This is a genomic window from Allobosea sp. NPDC055353, assembly GCF_053644975.1.
Genome location: NZ_JBSHMC010000002.1, coordinates 700,864 through 717,781, shown reverse-complemented (window position 1 = coordinate 717,781; position 16,918 = coordinate 700,864). Strand labels below are relative to the sequence as shown.

General features: G+C 67.2%; 16 protein-coding genes. 5 read left to right on the top strand and 11 right to left on the bottom strand.

Translation table 11 applies throughout. The features are described 5' to 3' along the window. The first annotated feature begins 226 nt into the window (after positions 1-226). Positions 227-2,251 carry a flagellar biosynthesis protein FlhA gene (flhA, locus tag ACWIEX_RS16790; protein WP_454034807.1) on the top strand — a complete coding sequence of 675 codons (2,025 nt, stop codon included), beginning with the start codon at positions 227-229 and terminating at the stop codon, positions 2,249-2,251. 83 nt (positions 2,252-2,334) lie between these two features. Further along, positions 2,335-3,222 carry a DMT family transporter gene (locus ACWIEX_RS16785; protein ID WP_454034134.1) on the top strand — a complete coding sequence of 296 codons (888 nt, stop codon included), beginning with the start codon at positions 2,335-2,337 and terminating at the stop codon, positions 3,220-3,222. Between the two features lie 104 nt (positions 3,223-3,326). Here ACWIEX_RS16785 and ACWIEX_RS16780 read toward each other — a convergent pair whose 3' ends face one another. The 3 genes from ACWIEX_RS16780 to ACWIEX_RS16770 all read right to left on the bottom strand — a co-directional run bounded on the left by ACWIEX_RS16780 (position 3,327) and on the right by ACWIEX_RS16770 (position 5,218). Next, on the bottom strand, positions 3,327-4,364 hold the full coding sequence (locus ACWIEX_RS16780; RefSeq protein WP_454034133.1) for a lysylphosphatidylglycerol synthase transmembrane domain-containing protein: 1,038 nt from the start codon (positions 4,362-4,364) through the stop codon (positions 3,327-3,329). Positions 4,365-4,523: 159 nt separating this feature from the next. Further along, on the bottom strand, positions 4,524-4,898 hold the full coding sequence (gene copM / locus ACWIEX_RS16775; RefSeq protein WP_454034132.1) for a CopM family metallochaperone: 375 nt from the start codon (positions 4,896-4,898) through the stop codon (positions 4,524-4,526). 74 nt (positions 4,899-4,972) lie between these two features. Then, the gene (locus tag ACWIEX_RS16770; protein ID WP_454034131.1) at positions 4,973-5,218 is read right to left on the bottom strand and encodes a hypothetical protein; all 246 of its coding nucleotides are present in this window, start codon (positions 5,216-5,218) and stop codon (positions 4,973-4,975) included. A gap of 264 nt (positions 5,219-5,482) precedes the next feature. Between ACWIEX_RS16770 and ACWIEX_RS16765 the strand changes: the two genes are divergently transcribed. Further along, a complete protein-coding gene (locus tag ACWIEX_RS16765) occupies positions 5,483-6,097 on the top strand; it encodes a GNAT family N-acetyltransferase (protein ID WP_454034130.1) in 615 nt (204 codons plus the stop codon). Positions 6,098-6,149: 52 nt separating this feature from the next. Here ACWIEX_RS16765 and fliJ read toward each other — a convergent pair whose 3' ends face one another. Continuing rightward, a complete protein-coding gene (gene fliJ / locus ACWIEX_RS16760) occupies positions 6,150-6,554 on the bottom strand; it encodes a flagellar export protein FliJ (RefSeq protein WP_061969585.1) in 405 nt (134 codons plus the stop codon). Between the two features lie 337 nt (positions 6,555-6,891). On the opposite strand from fliJ, the gene ACWIEX_RS16755 reads away from it, so the two are divergent. After that, positions 6,892-8,109 carry an MFS transporter gene (locus tag ACWIEX_RS16755; protein ID WP_454034129.1) on the top strand — a complete coding sequence of 406 codons (1,218 nt, stop codon included), beginning with the start codon at positions 6,892-6,894 and terminating at the stop codon, positions 8,107-8,109. 6 nt (positions 8,110-8,115) lie between these two features. On the opposite strand, the gene ACWIEX_RS16750 is transcribed toward ACWIEX_RS16755, so the two are convergent. Continuing rightward, complete coding sequence (locus tag ACWIEX_RS16750) at positions 8,116-8,469, bottom strand: DUF1304 domain-containing protein (RefSeq protein WP_454034128.1); 354 nt, start codon at positions 8,467-8,469, stop codon at positions 8,116-8,118. A gap of 31 nt (positions 8,470-8,500) precedes the next feature. After that, positions 8,501-9,847 (bottom strand): flagellar protein export ATPase FliI, encoded by a 1,347-nt coding sequence (gene fliI, locus ACWIEX_RS16745; protein WP_454034127.1) that lies wholly within the window; start codon positions 9,845-9,847, stop codon positions 8,501-8,503. 436 nt (positions 9,848-10,283) lie between these two features. On the opposite strand from fliI, the gene ctrA reads away from it, so the two are divergent. Next, complete coding sequence (ctrA, locus tag ACWIEX_RS16740) at positions 10,284-10,985, top strand: response regulator transcription factor CtrA (protein WP_047580924.1); 702 nt, start codon at positions 10,284-10,286, stop codon at positions 10,983-10,985. A 314-nt stretch (positions 10,986-11,299) separates the two neighbouring features. Here ctrA and ACWIEX_RS16735 read toward each other — a convergent pair whose 3' ends face one another. The 5 genes from ACWIEX_RS16735 to ACWIEX_RS16715 form a co-directional block, all read right to left on the bottom strand. After that, positions 11,300-12,190: a CheR family methyltransferase gene (locus ACWIEX_RS16735; RefSeq protein WP_454034126.1), complete on the bottom strand. Its 891-nt coding sequence runs from the start codon at positions 12,188-12,190 to the stop codon at positions 11,300-11,302. Further along, complete coding sequence (gene cheB / locus ACWIEX_RS16730) at positions 12,187-13,302, bottom strand: chemotaxis-specific protein-glutamate methyltransferase CheB (protein ID WP_454034125.1); 1,116 nt, start codon at positions 13,300-13,302, stop codon at positions 12,187-12,189. The genes ACWIEX_RS16735 and cheB overlap by 4 nt, the downstream gene beginning before the upstream one ends. An 85-nt stretch (positions 13,303-13,387) precedes the next feature. Further along, positions 13,388-13,753: a response regulator gene (locus tag ACWIEX_RS16725; RefSeq protein ID WP_038359309.1), complete on the bottom strand. Its 366-nt coding sequence runs from the start codon at positions 13,751-13,753 to the stop codon at positions 13,388-13,390. Positions 13,754-13,783: 30 nt separating this feature from the next. Then, positions 13,784-14,287, bottom strand: a complete 504-nt coding sequence (locus ACWIEX_RS16720) for a chemotaxis protein CheW (RefSeq protein WP_454034124.1) — start codon at positions 14,285-14,287, stop codon at positions 13,784-13,786. After that, a complete protein-coding gene (locus ACWIEX_RS16715; protein WP_454034123.1) occupies positions 14,284-16,914 on the bottom strand; it encodes a chemotaxis protein CheW in 2,631 nt (876 codons plus the stop codon). Before ACWIEX_RS16715 ends, ACWIEX_RS16720 begins: the two co-directional genes overlap by 4 nt. Positions 16,915-16,918 lie beyond the last annotated feature (4 nt).

The following is a 16,918-nucleotide window of genomic DNA, read 5'->3' as shown; positions in this document are numbered from 1 at the left end:
CATCGGATGGTTCCGGGAGGGTATTAATCCGTTTCTTAACAATTCGTTCACCATGAGCCCGGCAAGAATTGCCGAGCTGCGCCCTGCTTCGGGGCGCGTGAGGCGTGGGGCGGAACGGTCGATGACCGATGTGACGGCAGGTCAGGGCAGGGGGTTTTCCGTTCCCGATCGCGGGGCGCTCGCAAAGCTGTTCAACCGTCCCGACCTGTTCCTCGCCATCGGCGTCATGGGCATCCTGGTGGTGCTCGTCTTCCCGATGCCGGCGGTCCTGCTCGACCTGATGCTGGCGCTGTCGATCATCGTCTCGGTGCTGGTGCTGATGACGGCGCTCTTCATCGAGGAGCCGCTGGAGTTCTCGGCCTTCCCGACCGTGCTGCTGATCGTCACCATGTTCCGGCTGGCGCTGAACCTCGCCTCGACGCGCCTCATCCTCGCCCACGGCCATGAGGGCACGGCGGCGGCGGGACATGTCATCGAGGCCTTTGCCGGCTTCGTGATGAGCGGCAATTTCGTGATCGGCGTGATCGTCTTCACGATCCTGATCATCGTGAACTTCGTCGTCATCACCAAGGGCTCGGGCCGCATCGCCGAGGTCGCGGCGCGCTTCACCCTCGACGCCATGCCCGGCAAGCAGATGGCTATCGACGCCGACCTCTCCGCCGGCCTGATCGACCAGGACACCGCCAAGATCCGCCGCAAGGCGCTGGAGGACGAATCCTCCTTCTTCGGCTCGATGGACGGCGCCTCGAAATTCGTCCGCGGCGATGCCATCGCGGCCCTGCTGATCACCTTCATCAACGTGCTCGGCGGCATCATCATCGGCGTCGCGCAGCAGGGCTTAAGCTTCGGCCAGGCGGCGCATAACTACACGCTGCTCACCGTCGGCGACGGCCTCGTCAGCCAGGTTCCGGCGCTGATCGTCTCGACCGCAGCCGGCCTGCTCGTCTCGAAGGCGGGCGTGCGCGGTGCCGCCGACAAGGCGCTCGGCAAGCAGCTCTCGGGCTATCCCAAGGCGCTCGGCATGTCGGCGGCGGTGATGCTGCTGATTGCGCTGCTGCCTGGCATTCCGATGATGCCCTTCCTGCTGCTGGCCGGCGGCGCGGGCTTCCTCGCCTACCGTTTCGGCAAGCTGGCCAAGGCGCGCGAAGCCGAGCAGGGTGCGCTCGATTCGGCGCAGGCCGGCGGCGCGGTCGCAGCGGACGGCGCGCCGCGCGAGGAAACGCTGAACGACCTCCTCAAGATGGACGAGCTCAAGATCGAGATCGGCTACGGGCTGCTGCCGCTGGTCAATGCGCCGAGCGGTCAGGACCGGCTCACCGACCAGGTCCGGGCACTGCGCCGGCAGCTTGCGGCCGAGCTCGGCTTCGTCATGCCGGCCGTGCGCATCGTCGACAACGTCCAGCTCGATGCGAACCACTACTTCATCAAGATCAAGGAGATCGATGCCGGACAGGGCATCGTCTATGCCGGCCAGTACATGGCTATGGACCCGATGGGCGGGGCCGTGAACCTGCCGGGCCACAATGTGCTGGAGCCGACTTTCGGCCTGCCGGCGACCTGGATCGATGCCGCCTTGCAGGACGAGGCGCAATTGCGCGGCTACACCGTGGTCGATGCCGCGACCGTGATCTCGACGCATCTCACCGAGGTGCTGAAGTCGAACATGCCGGAGCTGCTCTCGCATTCCGAGGTGCAGAAGCTGCTGCGCGAACTGCCGAAGGACCATGCCGATCTCGTCAAGGAGATCGTGCCGAGCCAGATCTCGACCACCGGCATCCAGCGCGTGCTGCAGCTCCTGCTCTCCGAGCGCATCTCGATCCGCGACCTGCCGACCATTATCGAAGGTGTCGCCGAGGTCTCGGCGAGCGTGCGCAATCCGCGCGAGATCGCCGAGCATGTCCGTGCGCGCCTCGCCCGCCAGATCTGCGCCCAGTTCTCGAATATGCAGGGCGTGCTGCCGATCATCACGCTGTCGCCGGCCTGGGAGGGCGTCTTCGCGGAGTCGATCATCGGCCAGGGCGAGGATCGCCATCTCGCCATGCAGCCCTCGCGGCTGCAGGAGTTCGTGCATCACGTCCGCGACAAGTTCGAGGATGCGGCGCGTATCGGTGAGATGCCGGCGCTGGTCACCTCGGCGATGGCGCGGCCCTTTGCCCGCCAGATCATCGAGCGCTTCCGCCGGGAGACGCCGGTGCTGTCGCAGGCCGAGATCCATCCGCGCGTGCGGCTCAAGACGGTCGGCAGCGTCTGAGCCGGCGGCGCCTCCGGTTTCCACGGGGGCGCGATGCCCGCGGCGCAATGGTCAGGGCTCCGGGCTGCGGCTAAGCGGGAGCGATGTCGCGCAACGCCGCCCTCTTCGCCGTCATGTGCCTCGTCTGGGGCCTGACCTGGCTGCCGGTCAAGGTCGGCTCCATGCATGTCCCGCCGGTGTTCCTGGCAGCGGCGCGGTTCTCGATCGCCGGCCTGCTGATGCTGCTCTGGGCCGGTCGTGATGCTCCCAAGGTGCCTGTTGAAGCCTGGCCTCGGCTGATCGGCACGGCGCTGCTGCTCAATACCGCCAATTACACGCTGCTGTTCTGGGGTACGAAGCATGCCCCGACCGGGCTCGCTGCCATCGTCAATTTCGCGACGATCCCGATCTACACGCTGCTGGCGAGCCGGGTGATCGAGGGCGTGCGAATCGACGGCCGCAAGATCGTCGCGATCGCGCTCGGAACCGTGGGCCTCGGCTTCCTGTTCGCGACGCGGGCACTGGGAGGCCTTTCGGCCACGCAGGGCGATCCGATGGAGATGATCGGGCTCGCGGCGGTGGCGGCCGGCACGCTGTTCTACTGCGTCGGCGCCGTTCTCTCCCGGCCGATCGCCGGGACGATGCCGACATTGACGCTCGCCGGCTGGCAGACGCTGATCGGCGGCATCGGCCTGACCGCGGTTTCGCTCGCGCTGGAGCCGGTCGGTCTCGCCGATATCCGGGCGCTGGCGAGCTGGCCGGTGCTGCCGGCGGTGCTGTTCCTGATCGTCGGCGGTTCGCTGATGGGCTTCACCATCTATATGCGGCTGCTGCGCGACTGGGGCGCCTTTCGCGCCGGGCTCTACGCTTTCGTCAGCCCCGCCATCGCGGTTGCGGTCGGTGTCGTTGCGCTGAGCGAGCCCTTCGGCTGGTCGGAAGCCGTCGGCGCGCTCCTGATGTTCGGCGCGGCGGCAATCGCTCTCAAGCGCTGAGGCGTCATTCTCGGGCTTGACCCGAGAATCTCGGTCAGGATGGAGCGCCGGAGCCTCTTTCGGCCTGAGATGCTCGGATCAAGCCCGAGCATGACGGCGCTGTTCTACGGGGGCGGGGCGATGCGGGTGCTGCGCTTGAGTTGCGCCCGCTCGAAGGCGAGCACGATCGGCAGCGAGATGACCAGCGGCAGGATGAGATAGAACAGCCGCCAGATCAGCAGGGCGGCGAAGACGGCAGGCGCCGGCACGCCGGGCATCACCGCGAGGAAGACCGCCTCCATCACGCCGACACCGCCCGGAACCTGGCTGAGCAGCCCGGCCGAGAAGGAGAGCAGGAAGGCGCCGAGCACGATCAGGAAGCCCGGATTGCCCTGTTCCGGCAGCGCGAAATAGATGATGCCGGCGGCACCCGCGAGTTCGATCGGCGCCGCGAGATACTGCCTGGCGACGATCGGCAGGCGCGGATAGATGATCTCGAGCTTGCCGATCTTCAGCGGCTTGAACTGCAGCCAGGAGCCGATCGTGTAGAGCGCGGCGAAGGCGAGCATGCCGACGCCGATCCAGCGGGCGGTGCTGTCGGTGATCGCGAACCATTTCGACATCCGCTCGAGCGGATGCAGGATCTGCGGCTCGTAGAGCAGCACGAGACCCATCAGGAAGATCGTGCCGAAGGCGAAGGTGAAGGAGCACAGCGCGACGAGGACCGCGACCTCGGCCGCCGTCAGGCCCTTCGCCGTGTAGGCCCGGTAGCGCACCATGCCGCCCGAGAAGACCGAGGCGCCGATATTATGCGAGAGCGCATAGGTCACGAAGGAGCAGAGCGAGATATAGGGCCAGGAGATGTTCTTCTCCTTGCCGAGATGGATCAGCGCGATGCGGTCGTACCAGGCGAGCGCGGCATAGGCGACGAGGGTCGCAAGCGCCGCATGGAAGAAGGCCTCCGGCGGGATGACCGCGATCTTGTGGCCGATGCGGTGGGCGATGATCTTGATGCTCTGCCAGAGGCCGGCATGCTCCAGCAGCGCCTCGATCCTGGCGTCGGAGCCGGCCTCGGCCTTGAGCTTGTGCCAGAGCAACTCGACCGACCACACGACCGCGACGAGCCCGATGATCGGCCAGAGATAGTCGAGATAACGCTTCATGGAGGCCGCGGGCTCAGGACAGGTTGGTGACGGGTAGCGGGTGGCCCACGTCGTCACCGCTGCGGCGCGAACCTTCCCCCTCTGTGCCAGCGGGGGAGGGCGAGGGCAAGCGCCCGAAGACGTTCGCCCTCGCCCAAGGTCAAGCGAGCGGAGAGACGGCTACTTGCCGTTCTTCTTCAGCCAGTCCTTCATCATCGCGACTTCCTTCTCCTGGTCGCGCACGACGTTCTCGGCGAGCTTGCGGATCTCGGGGTCCTTGCCATGGGCGAGGACGATCCGGGCCATGTCGATGGCGCCCTGGTGATGCGGGATCATGCCGCGGACGAAATCGGCATCGGCATCGCCGGAATAGGGGATGTCCATGTCCTTGTGCATCTTCATGTTGGCGTCCCGATAGGCCTTGGTCGACGCGTTGTCGCCGGCCTTCGTCGCTGCGGGGGCGCCGTGGCTGCCATGGGATTGCTGGGCCTGGGCTGTGCCGGCGAGCAGGCCGGCGGCGAGCAGGGCAGCAAGGGCAATGGTGTTACGCTTCATCTGTCTTGATCCTTGATCGATGGATAGGCGGATCGCGCCGCAAGGCGGCGTCGTGATCCGTCGGAGAATGGGTATCAGGCGGCGAGCGCCGCTCGCGGCGGTCGTTCGGCCGGTTCCGTCGACAGGCCTTGAGCCAGGATCGCAGGCAGCGGCGGCAACCGCGACCAGCCGACCACGACCGGCAGCAAGGGGGCTGCCGGTGCCTCCGCGATCAGGCCGCAACCGATGATGCAGCAGGACGGTGCGACCGAGGCCGGCTCCTTCGCCGCGCCGTCCTCATGGCAGGGGGCGGGCACCGTCACCTGTTCAGCGCCAGTCATGGCCATGCTTGCGGCGTGGTGAGCCGCGCCGGGGCCGGGCGGGCGCATCATCGTCGCCGCCAGCGTGAGATGCGGCAGCACGGCGAAGCACATCACCAGCAGGGCGAAGAGCCAGCCCGAAGGGCGGCCACGCCGTGGCGACCGCCTCCATCCATCGCTGTTCTCAGGCCGGGCATGCATCATTGCGTCGTGATCTTACGAACGCGATCATGTCATGATCGCGGCGACGATCCCGATTTTCGAGCGAACCGCGACCTGCCTTCCATGTCCCAGAGCCTGACCATCACCCTGACCGGAACGACCGACCTGCCGCCCGGCAAGATCGCGACGATCGTGACCTCGCTGGAAATGTTCGAGCGGCCGCAGGAGCGTCCCGATCCGGCCGGCACCGAAGGCTTCTCGCTCGAGCCGATCGCGCGCTCCGAGATCGAACGCTATCTGAGCGTCTACCGGCTGCTCGGCGAGCGCTGGATGTGGTTCAGCCGCCTGACCAAGCCGCGCGCCGAACTGGAAGCGGTGTTCGCCGATCCCGCCATCCAGGTCTACGCGGTTCGCTTCGAGGGGCGCGATGTCGGCCTGCTCGAACTGGATTTTCGCGTGGCGGGGGAGGGCGAGCTCGCCTTCTTCGGGCTGGACGAGCCGGTCGTGGGCAAAGGGGCCGGGCGCTGGCTGATGAACCGGGCGCTGGCGCTGGCCTGGGCCAGGCCGATCGCGCGCTTCTGGGTGCATACCTGCACGCTCGACCACCCCGCCGCGCTCGCCTTCTACCAGCGCTCGGGCTTCACGGTGTTCAAGCGCGGGGTCGAGGTCGATGACGATCCGCGCCTCACCGGCAAGCTGCGGCGCGACTCCGTCGAACATCACCCCGTCATCGCATGAAAAAAGGGCGGCGCCCTGAGGACGCCGCCCTTTTTTGAATTCTGAATCGGTCTCAGGCGCGCGAGCGCAGTCCGATCGCGTCCATGGTGGCCTGGTCGCGGGCGGCTTCCGCCGCACGCTCCGAGGCGCGCTCGCGGTCGTCGAGGATCTCGACCTTCTTCATGTCCTCGAAGGCCTCCTGCAATTCGGCCTTGGCCTCGTCGAGCTGGCCCTTCAGGTTGTCGGCCGACTGGCGCAGGTTGTCGCGGCGGCCGAGCGCGGCCTTGGCATAGGTCGGATAGGCGAAATGGGCGGGGTCCGCGATGCCGGCGCGGGATTCCTCGGCCTGGATCTCGCGATCGAGATCTCCAGCCATCCGGTGAAAATCGGCGATCATCATCTCGATCTGGCTTACCCGGCGACGCTTCTCGTCGACCTGGAAGCGCTTGAGGCGAAGAAGCGTCTCTCGCGACTTCATGTGGTTTTCAACTCCTGATTACGCCCTAGGCCACCGCGCGCCCGTCAGGACACGGCAACGGCAGTCAATCCAGTTGTCATCACATCAGCTTTCGAAAGGTGGATTCCACTTTTCGGTCCGATGCTACGGGCGCCGCCGACCCCTCGACATGCGCCCGAACTCCATCCGCGAGACGAGAAGCAACATGGCGCAAGGAGGTTGACCTTTCCTTACCGAAACGGGCTGCCTTTTACGCATGATCCGGGCGCGTCGGGGCTGCTGCCGCCGCTTGTCGGGATGGTCTAGTGAACGTGAGCTGCATTGGCCGTCCGGCCTCCTGCCCCGCGGATATCCTGTCTTGGCTGCCTCTTCTCGTTTCGGCGGGCACGGTCCCCTGCTTCTCGGCCTCGCGCTGACCCGCATCATCGGCTGGGGCTCGACCTTCTATTCGCCCTCGGTGCTGGTCGGCGCGCTCGATCGCGAGATCGGGCTCAATGCCGAGATCGTCTTCGGCGGCATCACCATCCTGCTGATCACCGGGGCGCTGGTCGCGCCGGCGATCGGGCGCGTGCTCGACCGCGAGGGCACGCGCCGCTCGATGTGCATCGGCGCGGTGATCTGCGCGCTCGGGCTCGCCATCCTGTCGCAGGCGCAGGGGCCGGTGAGCTATCTCGCGAGCTGGTTCGTGATCGGGCTCGGCCATGCGATGTCGCTGGCCAATACCGGCAATGTCACCATCGCCCAGCTCATGGGCGAGCGGACGCGGCGCGTCATTGGCCTGATGATGCTTGTCACCGGCCTTGCCTCCAGCGTGTTCTGGCCTTTGACCGCCGTGCTGATGAATGCCTTCGGCTGGCGGATGACGCTCATCGTCTTCGCCGCGATGCAAATCGTCATCGTCCTGCCGATCTATGCCGCGATCCCGCGCTACCGGCATGGGCCGGCACCTGCGGCTGCGCCGACGGCCGTTCCGGGAGCGAGCCTGGCGGGGGAGCACGGCAGCGTGGCAGCGCATTCCCGCCGGGCGGCGTTCTGGCTGGTGGCGCTCGCCTTCTCCGCGAGCGGGCTCGTCTCCTGGGGGCTGCCGCTGCACCTGATCACCCTGTTCCAGGAGGCGGGGCTGACGCAGGGCGAGGCCGTCTGGGTCGCGACGCTGAGCGGCCCTGCGACGCTCGCCGCGCGTGCCATCGACGCCACGTTCGGCGAGCGGCTGCCGGCCGAGAAGGTGGCGCTGTTCGGCCTGCTGCTGGGACCTGTCCTGTGCCTTGCGCTGCCCTTGGTGCCGATGACGATCACGACCGCAGCGGTCTTCGTCTCGCTGTTCAGTGCGGCGCTCGGCGTCATTTCGATCGCGCGTGCGACGTTGCCGCTCGCCCTGTTCGGCCGCAACGGCTTCGCCGCGATGCTCGGCAAGCTCACCGTGCCGCAGAACATGGCGTTCTCAGCTGCGCCGCTGCTTTTCGCGGTGATGGTCGAGCGGCTCGGCGCCAGCCCGACGCTGATGATCTCGGCGGCCATTCAGGCCGTCGGTTTCGCCGCGATGTTCGCGCTGGTGCGGATGGTGGCGCGGGGCTGAGGCCGCTCAGATTCCGGCCATCAGCGCTGCGATGGCGAGCGCGGCGGGCAGGGCCTGAATATAGAGGATCTTGCGGCTGGCGGTCGCCGCGCCGAACAGTCCGGCGACGAGGACGCAGGCCAGGAAGAACAGCTTGATCGCGAAGCCGTCCGCGCCGAGCCAGAGCCCCCAGGCAAGGCCGGCGACAAGGAAGCCGTTATAGAGCCCCTGATTGGCGGCGAGCACCTTCGAACGCGCAGCGAATTCCGGCGTGAGACCGAAAGCCTTGTGGCCGCGCGGGGTGTCCCACCAGAGCATCTCCAGAATGACGATATAGACATGGATGAAGGCGACGAGGCCGGTCAGAAGCGCTGCGATCATCGGGCGGGCATCCTGCGGCGGGAGGCGAGCATCAGACGCTGCCGCTCATGATGGCGGCGAGGCGGGTATAGCATTCGCCCAGCGGGGTGGCGTCGTCCTTGGCCTGCTTGAGGAAGGCTTCGAGCGCGGGATGAAGGCGGATCGCCTCGTCGACCTCCACTGATGCACCCTGGCGATAGGCGCCGAGCCGGATCAGCTCCTCCATGTCGGCATAGGTCGCAAGCGTCGCGCGCGCCTTCTGCACGACGGGGTAATAGGCGGGGTCGCAAGAGCGCGGCATCGTGCGCGAGACCGATTTCAGGATGTTGACCGCCGGGTAGCGCCCGCGCTCGGCGATCGAACGCTCCATCACGATATGGCCGTCGAGGATGCCGCGCACGGCGTCGGCGACGGGCTCGTCATGGTCGCCGCCATCGACCAGCACGGTGAAGAGGCCGGTGATCGCGCCGTCGCTGACGCCGGGGCCGGCGCGTTCGAGCAGGCGCGGCAGTTCGGCGAAGACGGTCGGTGTATAGCCCTTGGTCGTCGGCGGCTCGCCGGCCGCCAGGCCGATCTCGCGCATCGCCATGGCGAAGCGCGTCACCGAATCCATCAGGCACATCACCTGCAGGCCGCGGTCGCGGAAATATTCGGCGAGCGTCAGCGTCGTCAGGGCCGCCTGCTTGCGCATCAGTGCCGGCTCGTCGGATGTCGCGACGACGACGATCGAGCGTGCGAGGCCCTGCGGGCCGAGGTCCTCCTGCAGGAACTCCTGCACCTCGCGGCCGCGTTCACCGACGAGGCCGATAATATTGACGTCGGCCTGCGCATAGCGGGCGAGCATCGAGAGCAGCACGGACTTGCCGACGCCGGAGCCGGCGAAGATGCCCATGCGCTGGCCGACGCAGCAGGTCAGAAAGGTGTTGAGGGCGCGTACGCCGAGATCGAGCGGGTGGCCGACGCGGCGCCGCGCATGGGCCGGCGGGGGATCATTGCGGAAGGCGAACAGCGTGTCGCCCTGCGGCAGAGGCGGGCCACCATCGACCGGGCGGCCGAGTGCGTCGACGACCCGGCCGAGCCAGGCGGATGTCGGCCTCAGGCCGGGTTGAGCGCGATCGACATGCACGGGGCAGCCGCGACGGACGCCATCGAGCCCGCCGAAGGGCATGACCAGGGCCTTGTCGCCGGAGAAGCCGATGACCTCGCAGGGAACGCGCGTGCCCGGTGCGATCTCGATGCCGACGCGCCCGCCCAGGCTCATCGCGCCGATCGGCCCGGCAACCTCGACGAGCAGGCCGCGCACGCCGATGACGCGGCCATAGACGGTCACGCCTTCGAGATGCTCGATGGCGGACGCCAGGGCGGAGAGGCGGTCGTGGCCGTGGGACGGGGAATTCATCGGAATATTCTGGCCATGCGGTGGATCAGGTCCTGGCCAAATTCGGGGTCGGCCGGCCCTGTGGATGATTTGGTAAGGGTTCCTAACAAATTGCGCTCATTTACCGGCTGTTAAGCTCTGTGATTAACACTGTGGTTCGAGGCTGCCATGTGTCGCAGAGCCATTATGGCGCTGTTTCCCGCGGCAACCCTCCGCGAAAGGCGCTTTCGCGGCCGGGAAGTTCAGCGATCCGTGTCAAATTCGACTCACCTCGACAAGGATCGTTCACTTTCTCCGAGGAAGCGCTTGCGCTCGGGAATCACGGTTTGTTAACCAGTTTCCTCGTAGCGTGTCGCGTGGCGTTTCATTGGGCAAGTGCGTCGTCGTCCAGGGCCGAACGGGTCCGGGCGGAAACAACGGTCAAACCTGCCCTGCGGGCGAAATTGGGGACGTGGACATGCGGGTTCTGCTGATCGAGGACGATAGCGCGACCGCTCAAAGCATCGAGCTCATGCTCAAGTCGGAGAGCTTCAACGTCTATACGACGGATCTCGGCGAAGAGGGCGTCGATCTCGGCAAGCTCTACGACTACGACATCATCCTGCTCGACCTGAATCTCCCCGACATGTCGGGTTACGAGGTGCTGCGCTCGCTTCGCGTCGCCAAGGTCAAGACGCCGATCCTGATCCTCTCCGGCCTCGCCGGTATCGAGGACAAGGTGAAGGGCCTCGGCTTCGGCGCCGACGACTATCTCACCAAGCCGTTCCACAAGGACGAACTCGTCGCCCGCATCCATGCGATCGTGCGCCGCTCGAAGGGCCATGCCCAGTCGGTCATCACCACCGGCGACCTGGTCGTCAATCTCGACACCAAGACGGTCGAGGTCGATGCCGCCCGCGTGCACCTGACCGGCAAGGAATACCAGATGCTGGAGCTGCTCTCGCTCCGCAAGGGCACGACGCTGACCAAGGAGATGTTCCTCAACCATCTCTATGGCGGCATGGACGAGCCCGAGCTCAAGATCATCGACGTCTTCATCTGCAAGCTGCGCAAGAAGCTCGCCAACGCGTCGGACGGCAAGAACTACATCGAGACCGTCTGGGGCCGCGGCTATGTGCTGCGCGAGCCGTCCGAGGCCGAGGAACGAATCCCGGCCTGACGCATTCGGTTGGCCGGCCCGTCATCGGGCGGTCATGAAGCGATGCCATACCAGTTCTTGACCTGATCGTCGGATGTACACGACAGGTCGACGGGGACCCCGCCGAGAGGCGGGGTTTTTGTTTGTGGGGTGCTGAAGCGGGCAGCCTCTGCCGGGAGCGGCTTCTGGCCCGCCCGAGAACGCCTTCCCGTCATTGCGAGGAGCGAAGCGGCGAAGCAATCCAGGAGGATTGGGTGGAACCGTTGCGCCCAGTCCCCCTGGATTGCTTCGCTGCGCTCGCAATGACGGGCTCGGTCGTGCGAGGCGCGGACGGATCAGCCGCGCAGCGCAGTGGCGGCAATGGCGGGGTGCGGCCGGAGGCCCGTCGCGGAGGCGGCGGCGAGCGGGGCCGCCATTGCGGCGTGCCGGTAGAGGCCACGATGCTGCGGGTCGCAGACGAGCTTCGTCGCCAGCCCGAGCACGGTCTCGGCGGCGCCGAGCAGGAAGGCGCCATCCGGCACGAGGCGAGGCGCGAGCTGCTCCAGCACCTTCACCTTGGTGGGGACGTCGAAATAGATCAGGACGTTGCGGCAGAAGATCACGTCGAACCGGCCGAACGGGTCGTTGCGCTCCAGCAGGTTGTGCTGCCTGAACTCGACCATCGCGCGGATGCGCTGCGAAACCTGCCACTTGTCTCCGACCTGCTGGAAATGCTTCAGCAGCATCTGGATCGGCAGGCCGCGCTGGATCTCGAACTGGCTGTAGATGCCGGCCCGGGCCTTCTCCAGGATCTCGGCGGAGATGTCCGTTCCCAGGATCTCGATCTTCCAGCCGGCGAGCCGTTCGCCGAACTCGTCGATCAGCATCGCCAGCGAATAGGCTTCCTGGCCGCTGGAGACGGCCGCGCACCAGATCCGCAGCGAACGGCTGGCGGCGTTGGCGGCCAGCCGCTCGGGCAGGATGACGTCCCGGAACAGGTTGAACGGCGTCTGGTCGCGGAAGAACAGGGTCTCGTTGGTGGTCATGGCATCGACCACGGCGCTCTCCAGGCCCGGGTCGCGGGCCATCCGGAGCTGGCGCACGAGCGCCTCGATATCGGCGATGCCGCGCCGGCGGCAGAGGATGCCGAGCCGGCTTTCGGCGAGATAGCGCTTGTCCACGGTCAGCGACAGGCCGGAGCGCTGCTGGAGCAGCAGGCAGAGGAAGGAGAAATCGGCTTCGGTCATACCGGCTGCACCCCGCGCACGAGGCAGCGGATCGAGGCACCGATCTCGTCGAGCGCGATGATGCTGCTGGCATGGCGGGCGCGTACGACCGAGCCCGGCATGCCCCAGATCGTGCTGCTCGGCTCGTTCTGGGCGATGACGGCGGCGCCGGCCTTGCGCAGCGCGCCGGCACCGTCGGTGCCGTCGCTGCCCATGCCGGTGAGGACGAGGCCGAGCGCGGCCGGGCCGAGATGGCGGGCGGCGTCGCCGAACAGCACGTCGACGGCAGGCCGGCAGAAATTGACGGGGGGTTCGTCGCCGATGCGCGCGACGATATGGCCGAGCCGGCGGTCGATGCCGAGATGGCGGCCACCGGGCGCGATATACACGGCGCCGCGCATCAAACGCTCGCCGTCGAAAGGCTCGCGAGCGGGGACGCCGATATGGCTGGCGACCTGCTCGGCGAAGGAAGCGGTGAAAAGCGGCGGCATGTGCTGGACGACGATCGTCGTCAGGTCGTTGAGGCCCTCGCCGATGTCGAAGAGCACCTTGGCGACGGCGCGGGGGCCGCCGGTTGAGGCGCCGATCACGAGATAGCGCGGCATCACCGAGACGAGCGGGCGCAGATTGACCGGCCCGGTATGCGGCAGGTCGGTGTCGATCTCGGGTGGCAGCGAGCCGGGTTTGACCGGCGAGTGGACGATATTGCCGAGCTTGAGCAGGAATTCGCTGCGGAAATCGAGCGACAGGGTCATGCCGCTGCGGCTGTCCGGCTTCGAGACCACGTCCATTGCGCCCCGGGTCATGCATTCCAGGGCGAGGCGGGTATTGCGCTCGTTCAGCGTCGCGGCGAGCAGTATGCCCGTATTGGGGCTTTCCTTCAGGATCTGCGGCAGGGCGGCCACCCCGTCCACGCCCGGCATGTCGAGGTCGAGCACCATGACGTCGGGCTTGAAGCGGGTGGCGTGCGCGACCGCGGTCTCGCCGTCACCGGCGACGGCGACGACATGGAAATTGCCCGCCTCGCCCAGCCAGCGCGCGAAGAGCCCGCGCACGACGACGGAATCGTCGGCGATCACCACGGTCTTGTGCCGCGATGCGGGGCTTGCAGGGATCGCGAGAGGAGACAACATCGGTATGTTTCTCACGGGGCGGGCGGTAGCGGCGAGGCATCCTGGGCGAAGGTTTTCCGACGCGCCCGCATCGGAAGGCGCTCGCTCAGAGCAATCCGACCTGATGGAATTTCGAAGCCACGATCTCCTTGTCGAAGGGCTTCATGATGTATTCGTCGGCGCCGGCGTGCATGGCGCGCGCGATATGGGCGATGTCGTTCTCGGTCGTGCAGAAGACCACTTTGGGTCGCTTTCCGCCGGGCATCTGGCGCAGCGTGCGCAGGAATTCGTAGCCGTCCATGATCGGCATGTTCCAGTCGAGCAGGACGGCATCCGGCATCTCGCCCTTGCAGGCATCGATGGCGCGCGCGCCGTCCTCGGCTTCAGCGATGCGGAACTGCAGCCCCTCGAGGATGCGGCGAGCCACCTTGCGGATCACCGCTGAGTCGTCGACGACGAGGCAGTATTTCATGACTGGGTCTCCAGAACTGTGGCGCCGCCGTCAGGCCGCGCTGCGAAGGTCGAGATCGAGGACGGCGTCGAGGTCGAGGACGACGAGAAGCTCGTCGGCCAGGCGGTGGATGCCTGTCGCCAGCGCCGCCCAGACGCGATCGAGATGAACCGGGAGCGGCTCGAAGGTGGAACGGTCGAGCCGGATGACCTCGCCGACGGCGTCGACGATGAGCGCATAGGCCTCGCCGTCATGGTCGATGCCGATCGCCGTCAGCTCGGTGCGGCCCTGCCCGTCGAGCTTGAGGGTGACCGGACGCCCGAGCCGCTTGCGCAGGCAGATCGCGGTGACGATCCGGCCGCGCAGGTTGATCAGCCCGACGATCTCGTCGGGCGCGCGGGGCACGATGGTGATGCGGTTGGTGATGAAGACGTCCTGGACCCGGCCGATCGGCAGGCCGAGGAGCTGTTCGCCGACGCGGATCGTCACGTAGTCGAGCGAGTCGCCGAAGCCGGGCGCTGCCGGCACGGGGGGAGGGGATGCGCTCGAGCTCATGCCGCATGCCTCAGGTCGGCGCCCGCCGCATTGAGCTCGCTCAGCAGGGCCCGGCGGTCGAATTTCGCGAGGATGTCGTCGAAACCGGCCTGGGCCGCCCGCATGTGCAGGTCGGGCGTGGCGCAGGTGGTCAGGCCGAGGATGCGCAGGCGCTCGCCCTTGGCGCGTTCGCGCAGGGCGGTCGCAAAGGCAAAGGCGGCGTCGCTGTCGCGATCGAGGTCGAGCAGCGCGGACATGATCGGCTCGCCGGCGGCCGTGAGGCTCGCCTCGCTGAAATCCGCCAGCGTGGCGATGATCCGGCCCGAGGCCTTCAGCACGGGGGTCAGCATGTCCCGCAGGAAATCGGACGGCTCGACCAGCAGGATGCGGCCGGAAGGCTCCGCGCTCCGCCCGGCCGCGAACCAGCCGGGCTCGTTCAGTGGCAGGTAATGGGCGAGGTCGAGGATATCGGTGGCGCGGCCGCGGATCATGGCCGAGCCGATGATGCCGCGCTCTCCCGCTGCCGCCATCTCGAGCTCGAAGCTGTCCTCGACGATATCGACGATCGCCTCGACGGCGAGCGCGACGGTGAGGTCGCCATTCGAGACGATGACCAGCGGCTGGATGCCCTCGCTGCGCAATTGGGTGTCCGCGACAGGCGTCACCGGGACGAGACGATCGCGGTAATGCAGTAGCGTCCGGCTGCCGCTGCGCTGGAATTCGCCGGCCTCGATCTCCTCCAGCCGCGTCACGAGCGACAGGGGCAAGGCCTGGAGGCTGCCGGAACCGGCCTTGAAGACGAGCATCGTCGTGCGTTCGCCGCGATGAACCTGGGCGGCGGCCTCGCGCGGCTCCTCGTCCGTGCTCTCGGAGATCGTCGCCCCGACCAGGCGCGCGACGCCGTTGGGATCGACGATGAGGACGACGGTGCCGTCGCCGAGGATGGTGTTGCCGGAAAACAGGTGGATGTGGCGCAGCTTGCTCGACATCGGCTTCACCACGATTTCCTCGGTGTGGAAGACGCTGTCGACGAGGATGCCGAACTGCCGTTCGCCGATCTGGGTGACGACGATGAAGCCTTCGCCATCGGCCCGCCCGGCCTGTTCCCCACCGGGGCAGGCCATCAGCCCCGGCAAGGAGACGATCGGGAGCAGGCGCCCGCGCAGCCGCAGCACCGGGGCTCCGTTGATCTCCTCGATGCGGTTGTCGTCACCGGCCTTGGCCCGGACCAGTTCGCGCACCGCGATCTGGGGGATCGCATAGCGGTCCTCGCCGGCGACCACGATCAGCGCCGAGATGATCGCGAGCGTGAGCGGGATCTTGATGGTGATCGTCGTACCGAGACCGGGGCGGCTGGCGACATCGACCGTGCCGCCGATCGAATCGACATTCGCCTTGACGACGTCCATGCCGACGCCGCGGCCCGAGACCGCGGTGACATTATCGGCCGTGGAGAAGCCGGGATGGAAGATGAAGCGGCTGATCTGCGCGTCGCTGAGCTTTTCCAGCTCGGTCTCGGTCGCGAGACCTTTGGCGACGGCCTTGCTACGGATGCGGTCGATATCGAGGCCGCGGCCGTCATCGGCGATCGAGATGGTGACCGAGCCGCCCTCGTGATAGGCGGCGAGCCGGATGGTGCCGTGATCGGGCTTGCCGGCCTCGCGCCGGTCTGCCGGCAGTTCGATCGCATGATCGGCGCAGTTGCGGACCATGTGGATCAGCGGGTCCTTGATCAGGTCGAGGATCTGGCGGTCGAGCTCGGTCTCGGCGCCTTCGGTCAGAAGCTCGATGCGCTTGCCCAATTCGGTGCTGAGATCGCGCACGATGCGCGGCAGCTTCGACCAGGCATTGCCGATCGGCTGCATCCGCGTCTTCATCACGCCGTCCTGCAGTTCGGCGGTGATCAGCGACAGGCGCTGGAGCGGGGCCTTGAGGCCGGCATCCTCCTGCCGCCTTGCGACCTCCAGAAGCTGGTTGCGCGTCAGCACGAGCTCCGAGACCATCGTCATCAGATGCTCGATGGTGTCGACATTCACCCGCAACGTGGCCGGGCCGCCGCTGCGGGACGGGGTTTGGGTCTCCTCGGCGGCGGCGCTGGTCTCGCTGCCCTCGATCCGGCCATCGCGCCCGCGCTGCGGGCCGGGCGCACTGCGGAAGACGATGTCCTCGGCGCTCTGCGGGGCCGGGGCGGGCTGGCCGTGGCGGGCGAGATAGGCGGCGACGGGATCGAGCACGCCGTCAGGCGCGGGCGGCTGCCGCTTGAGCTCGCCCTTGGCGTATTCAGCGAGAGCGAACAATTCCCCGATCAGCGTCTCGTCGTTGCCCTCGGGCTCCTGCCCCTTCTCGGCGAGCTCCGCCAGGATGTCCTTGATCCGGTCGATGGTCTCCAGGATCGCGGTGACGGCGATCGGCTTGACGGTGGCGCCATCGCGGAACTGCCCGATCACCGACTCGGCGGCATGGGTCAGGGCTTCCAGCCGCGGCAGGCCGATGAAGCCGCAGGTGCCCTTGACCGTGTGGACCAGCCGGAAAATGTTCCGCAGGATATCGCGGTCGTTGGGGTCCTGCTCGAAGCGAACGAGTTCCCGATCGACCGTGTCGAGATTCTCGCCGGTCTCCGTCAGGAACTCTTGCAGCAACTCGTCCATGCAG

Coding starts and splice junctions, on each gene's coding strand:
- flhA (WP_454034807.1), top strand. CDS start 227: ATGGGCATCCTGGTGGTGCTCGTCTTCCCGATGCCGGCGGTCCTGCTC.
- ACWIEX_RS16785 (WP_454034134.1), top strand. CDS start 2,335: ATGTCGCGCAACGCCGCCCTCTTCGCCGTCATGTGCCTCGTCTGGGGC.
- ACWIEX_RS16780 (WP_454034133.1), bottom strand. CDS start 4,364: ATGAAGCGTTATCTCGACTATCTCTGGCCGATCATCGGGCTCGTCGCG.
- copM (WP_454034132.1), bottom strand. CDS start 4,898: ATGAAGCGTAACACCATTGCCCTTGCTGCCCTGCTCGCCGCCGGCCTG.
- ACWIEX_RS16770 (WP_454034131.1), bottom strand. CDS start 5,218: ATGACTGGCGCTGAACAGGTGACGGTGCCCGCCCCCTGCCATGAGGAC.
- ACWIEX_RS16765 (WP_454034130.1), top strand. CDS start 5,483: ATGTCCCAGAGCCTGACCATCACCCTGACCGGAACGACCGACCTGCCG.
- fliJ (WP_061969585.1), bottom strand. CDS start 6,554: ATGAAGTCGCGAGAGACGCTTCTTCGCCTCAAGCGCTTCCAGGTCGAC.
- ACWIEX_RS16750 (WP_454034128.1), bottom strand. CDS start 8,469: ATGATCGCAGCGCTTCTGACCGGCCTCGTCGCCTTCATCCATGTCTAT.
- fliI (WP_454034127.1), bottom strand. CDS start 9,847: ATGAATTCCCCGTCCCACGGCCACGACCGCCTCTCCGCCCTGGCGTCC.
- ctrA (WP_047580924.1), top strand. CDS start 10,284: ATGCGGGTTCTGCTGATCGAGGACGATAGCGCGACCGCTCAAAGCATC.
- ACWIEX_RS16735 (WP_454034126.1), bottom strand. CDS start 12,190: ATGACCGAAGCCGATTTCTCCTTCCTCTGCCTGCTGCTCCAGCAGCGC.
- cheB (WP_454034125.1), bottom strand. CDS start 13,302: ATGTTGTCTCCTCTCGCGATCCCTGCAAGCCCCGCATCGCGGCACAAG.
- ACWIEX_RS16725 (WP_038359309.1), bottom strand. CDS start 13,753: ATGAAATACTGCCTCGTCGTCGACGACTCAGCGGTGATCCGCAAGGTG.
- ACWIEX_RS16720 (WP_454034124.1), bottom strand. CDS start 14,287: ATGAGCTCGAGCGCATCCCCTCCCCCCGTGCCGGCAGCGCCCGGCTTC.
- ACWIEX_RS16715 (WP_454034123.1), bottom strand. CDS start 16,914: ATGGACGAGTTGCTGCAAGAGTTCCTGACGGAGACCGGCGAGAATCTC.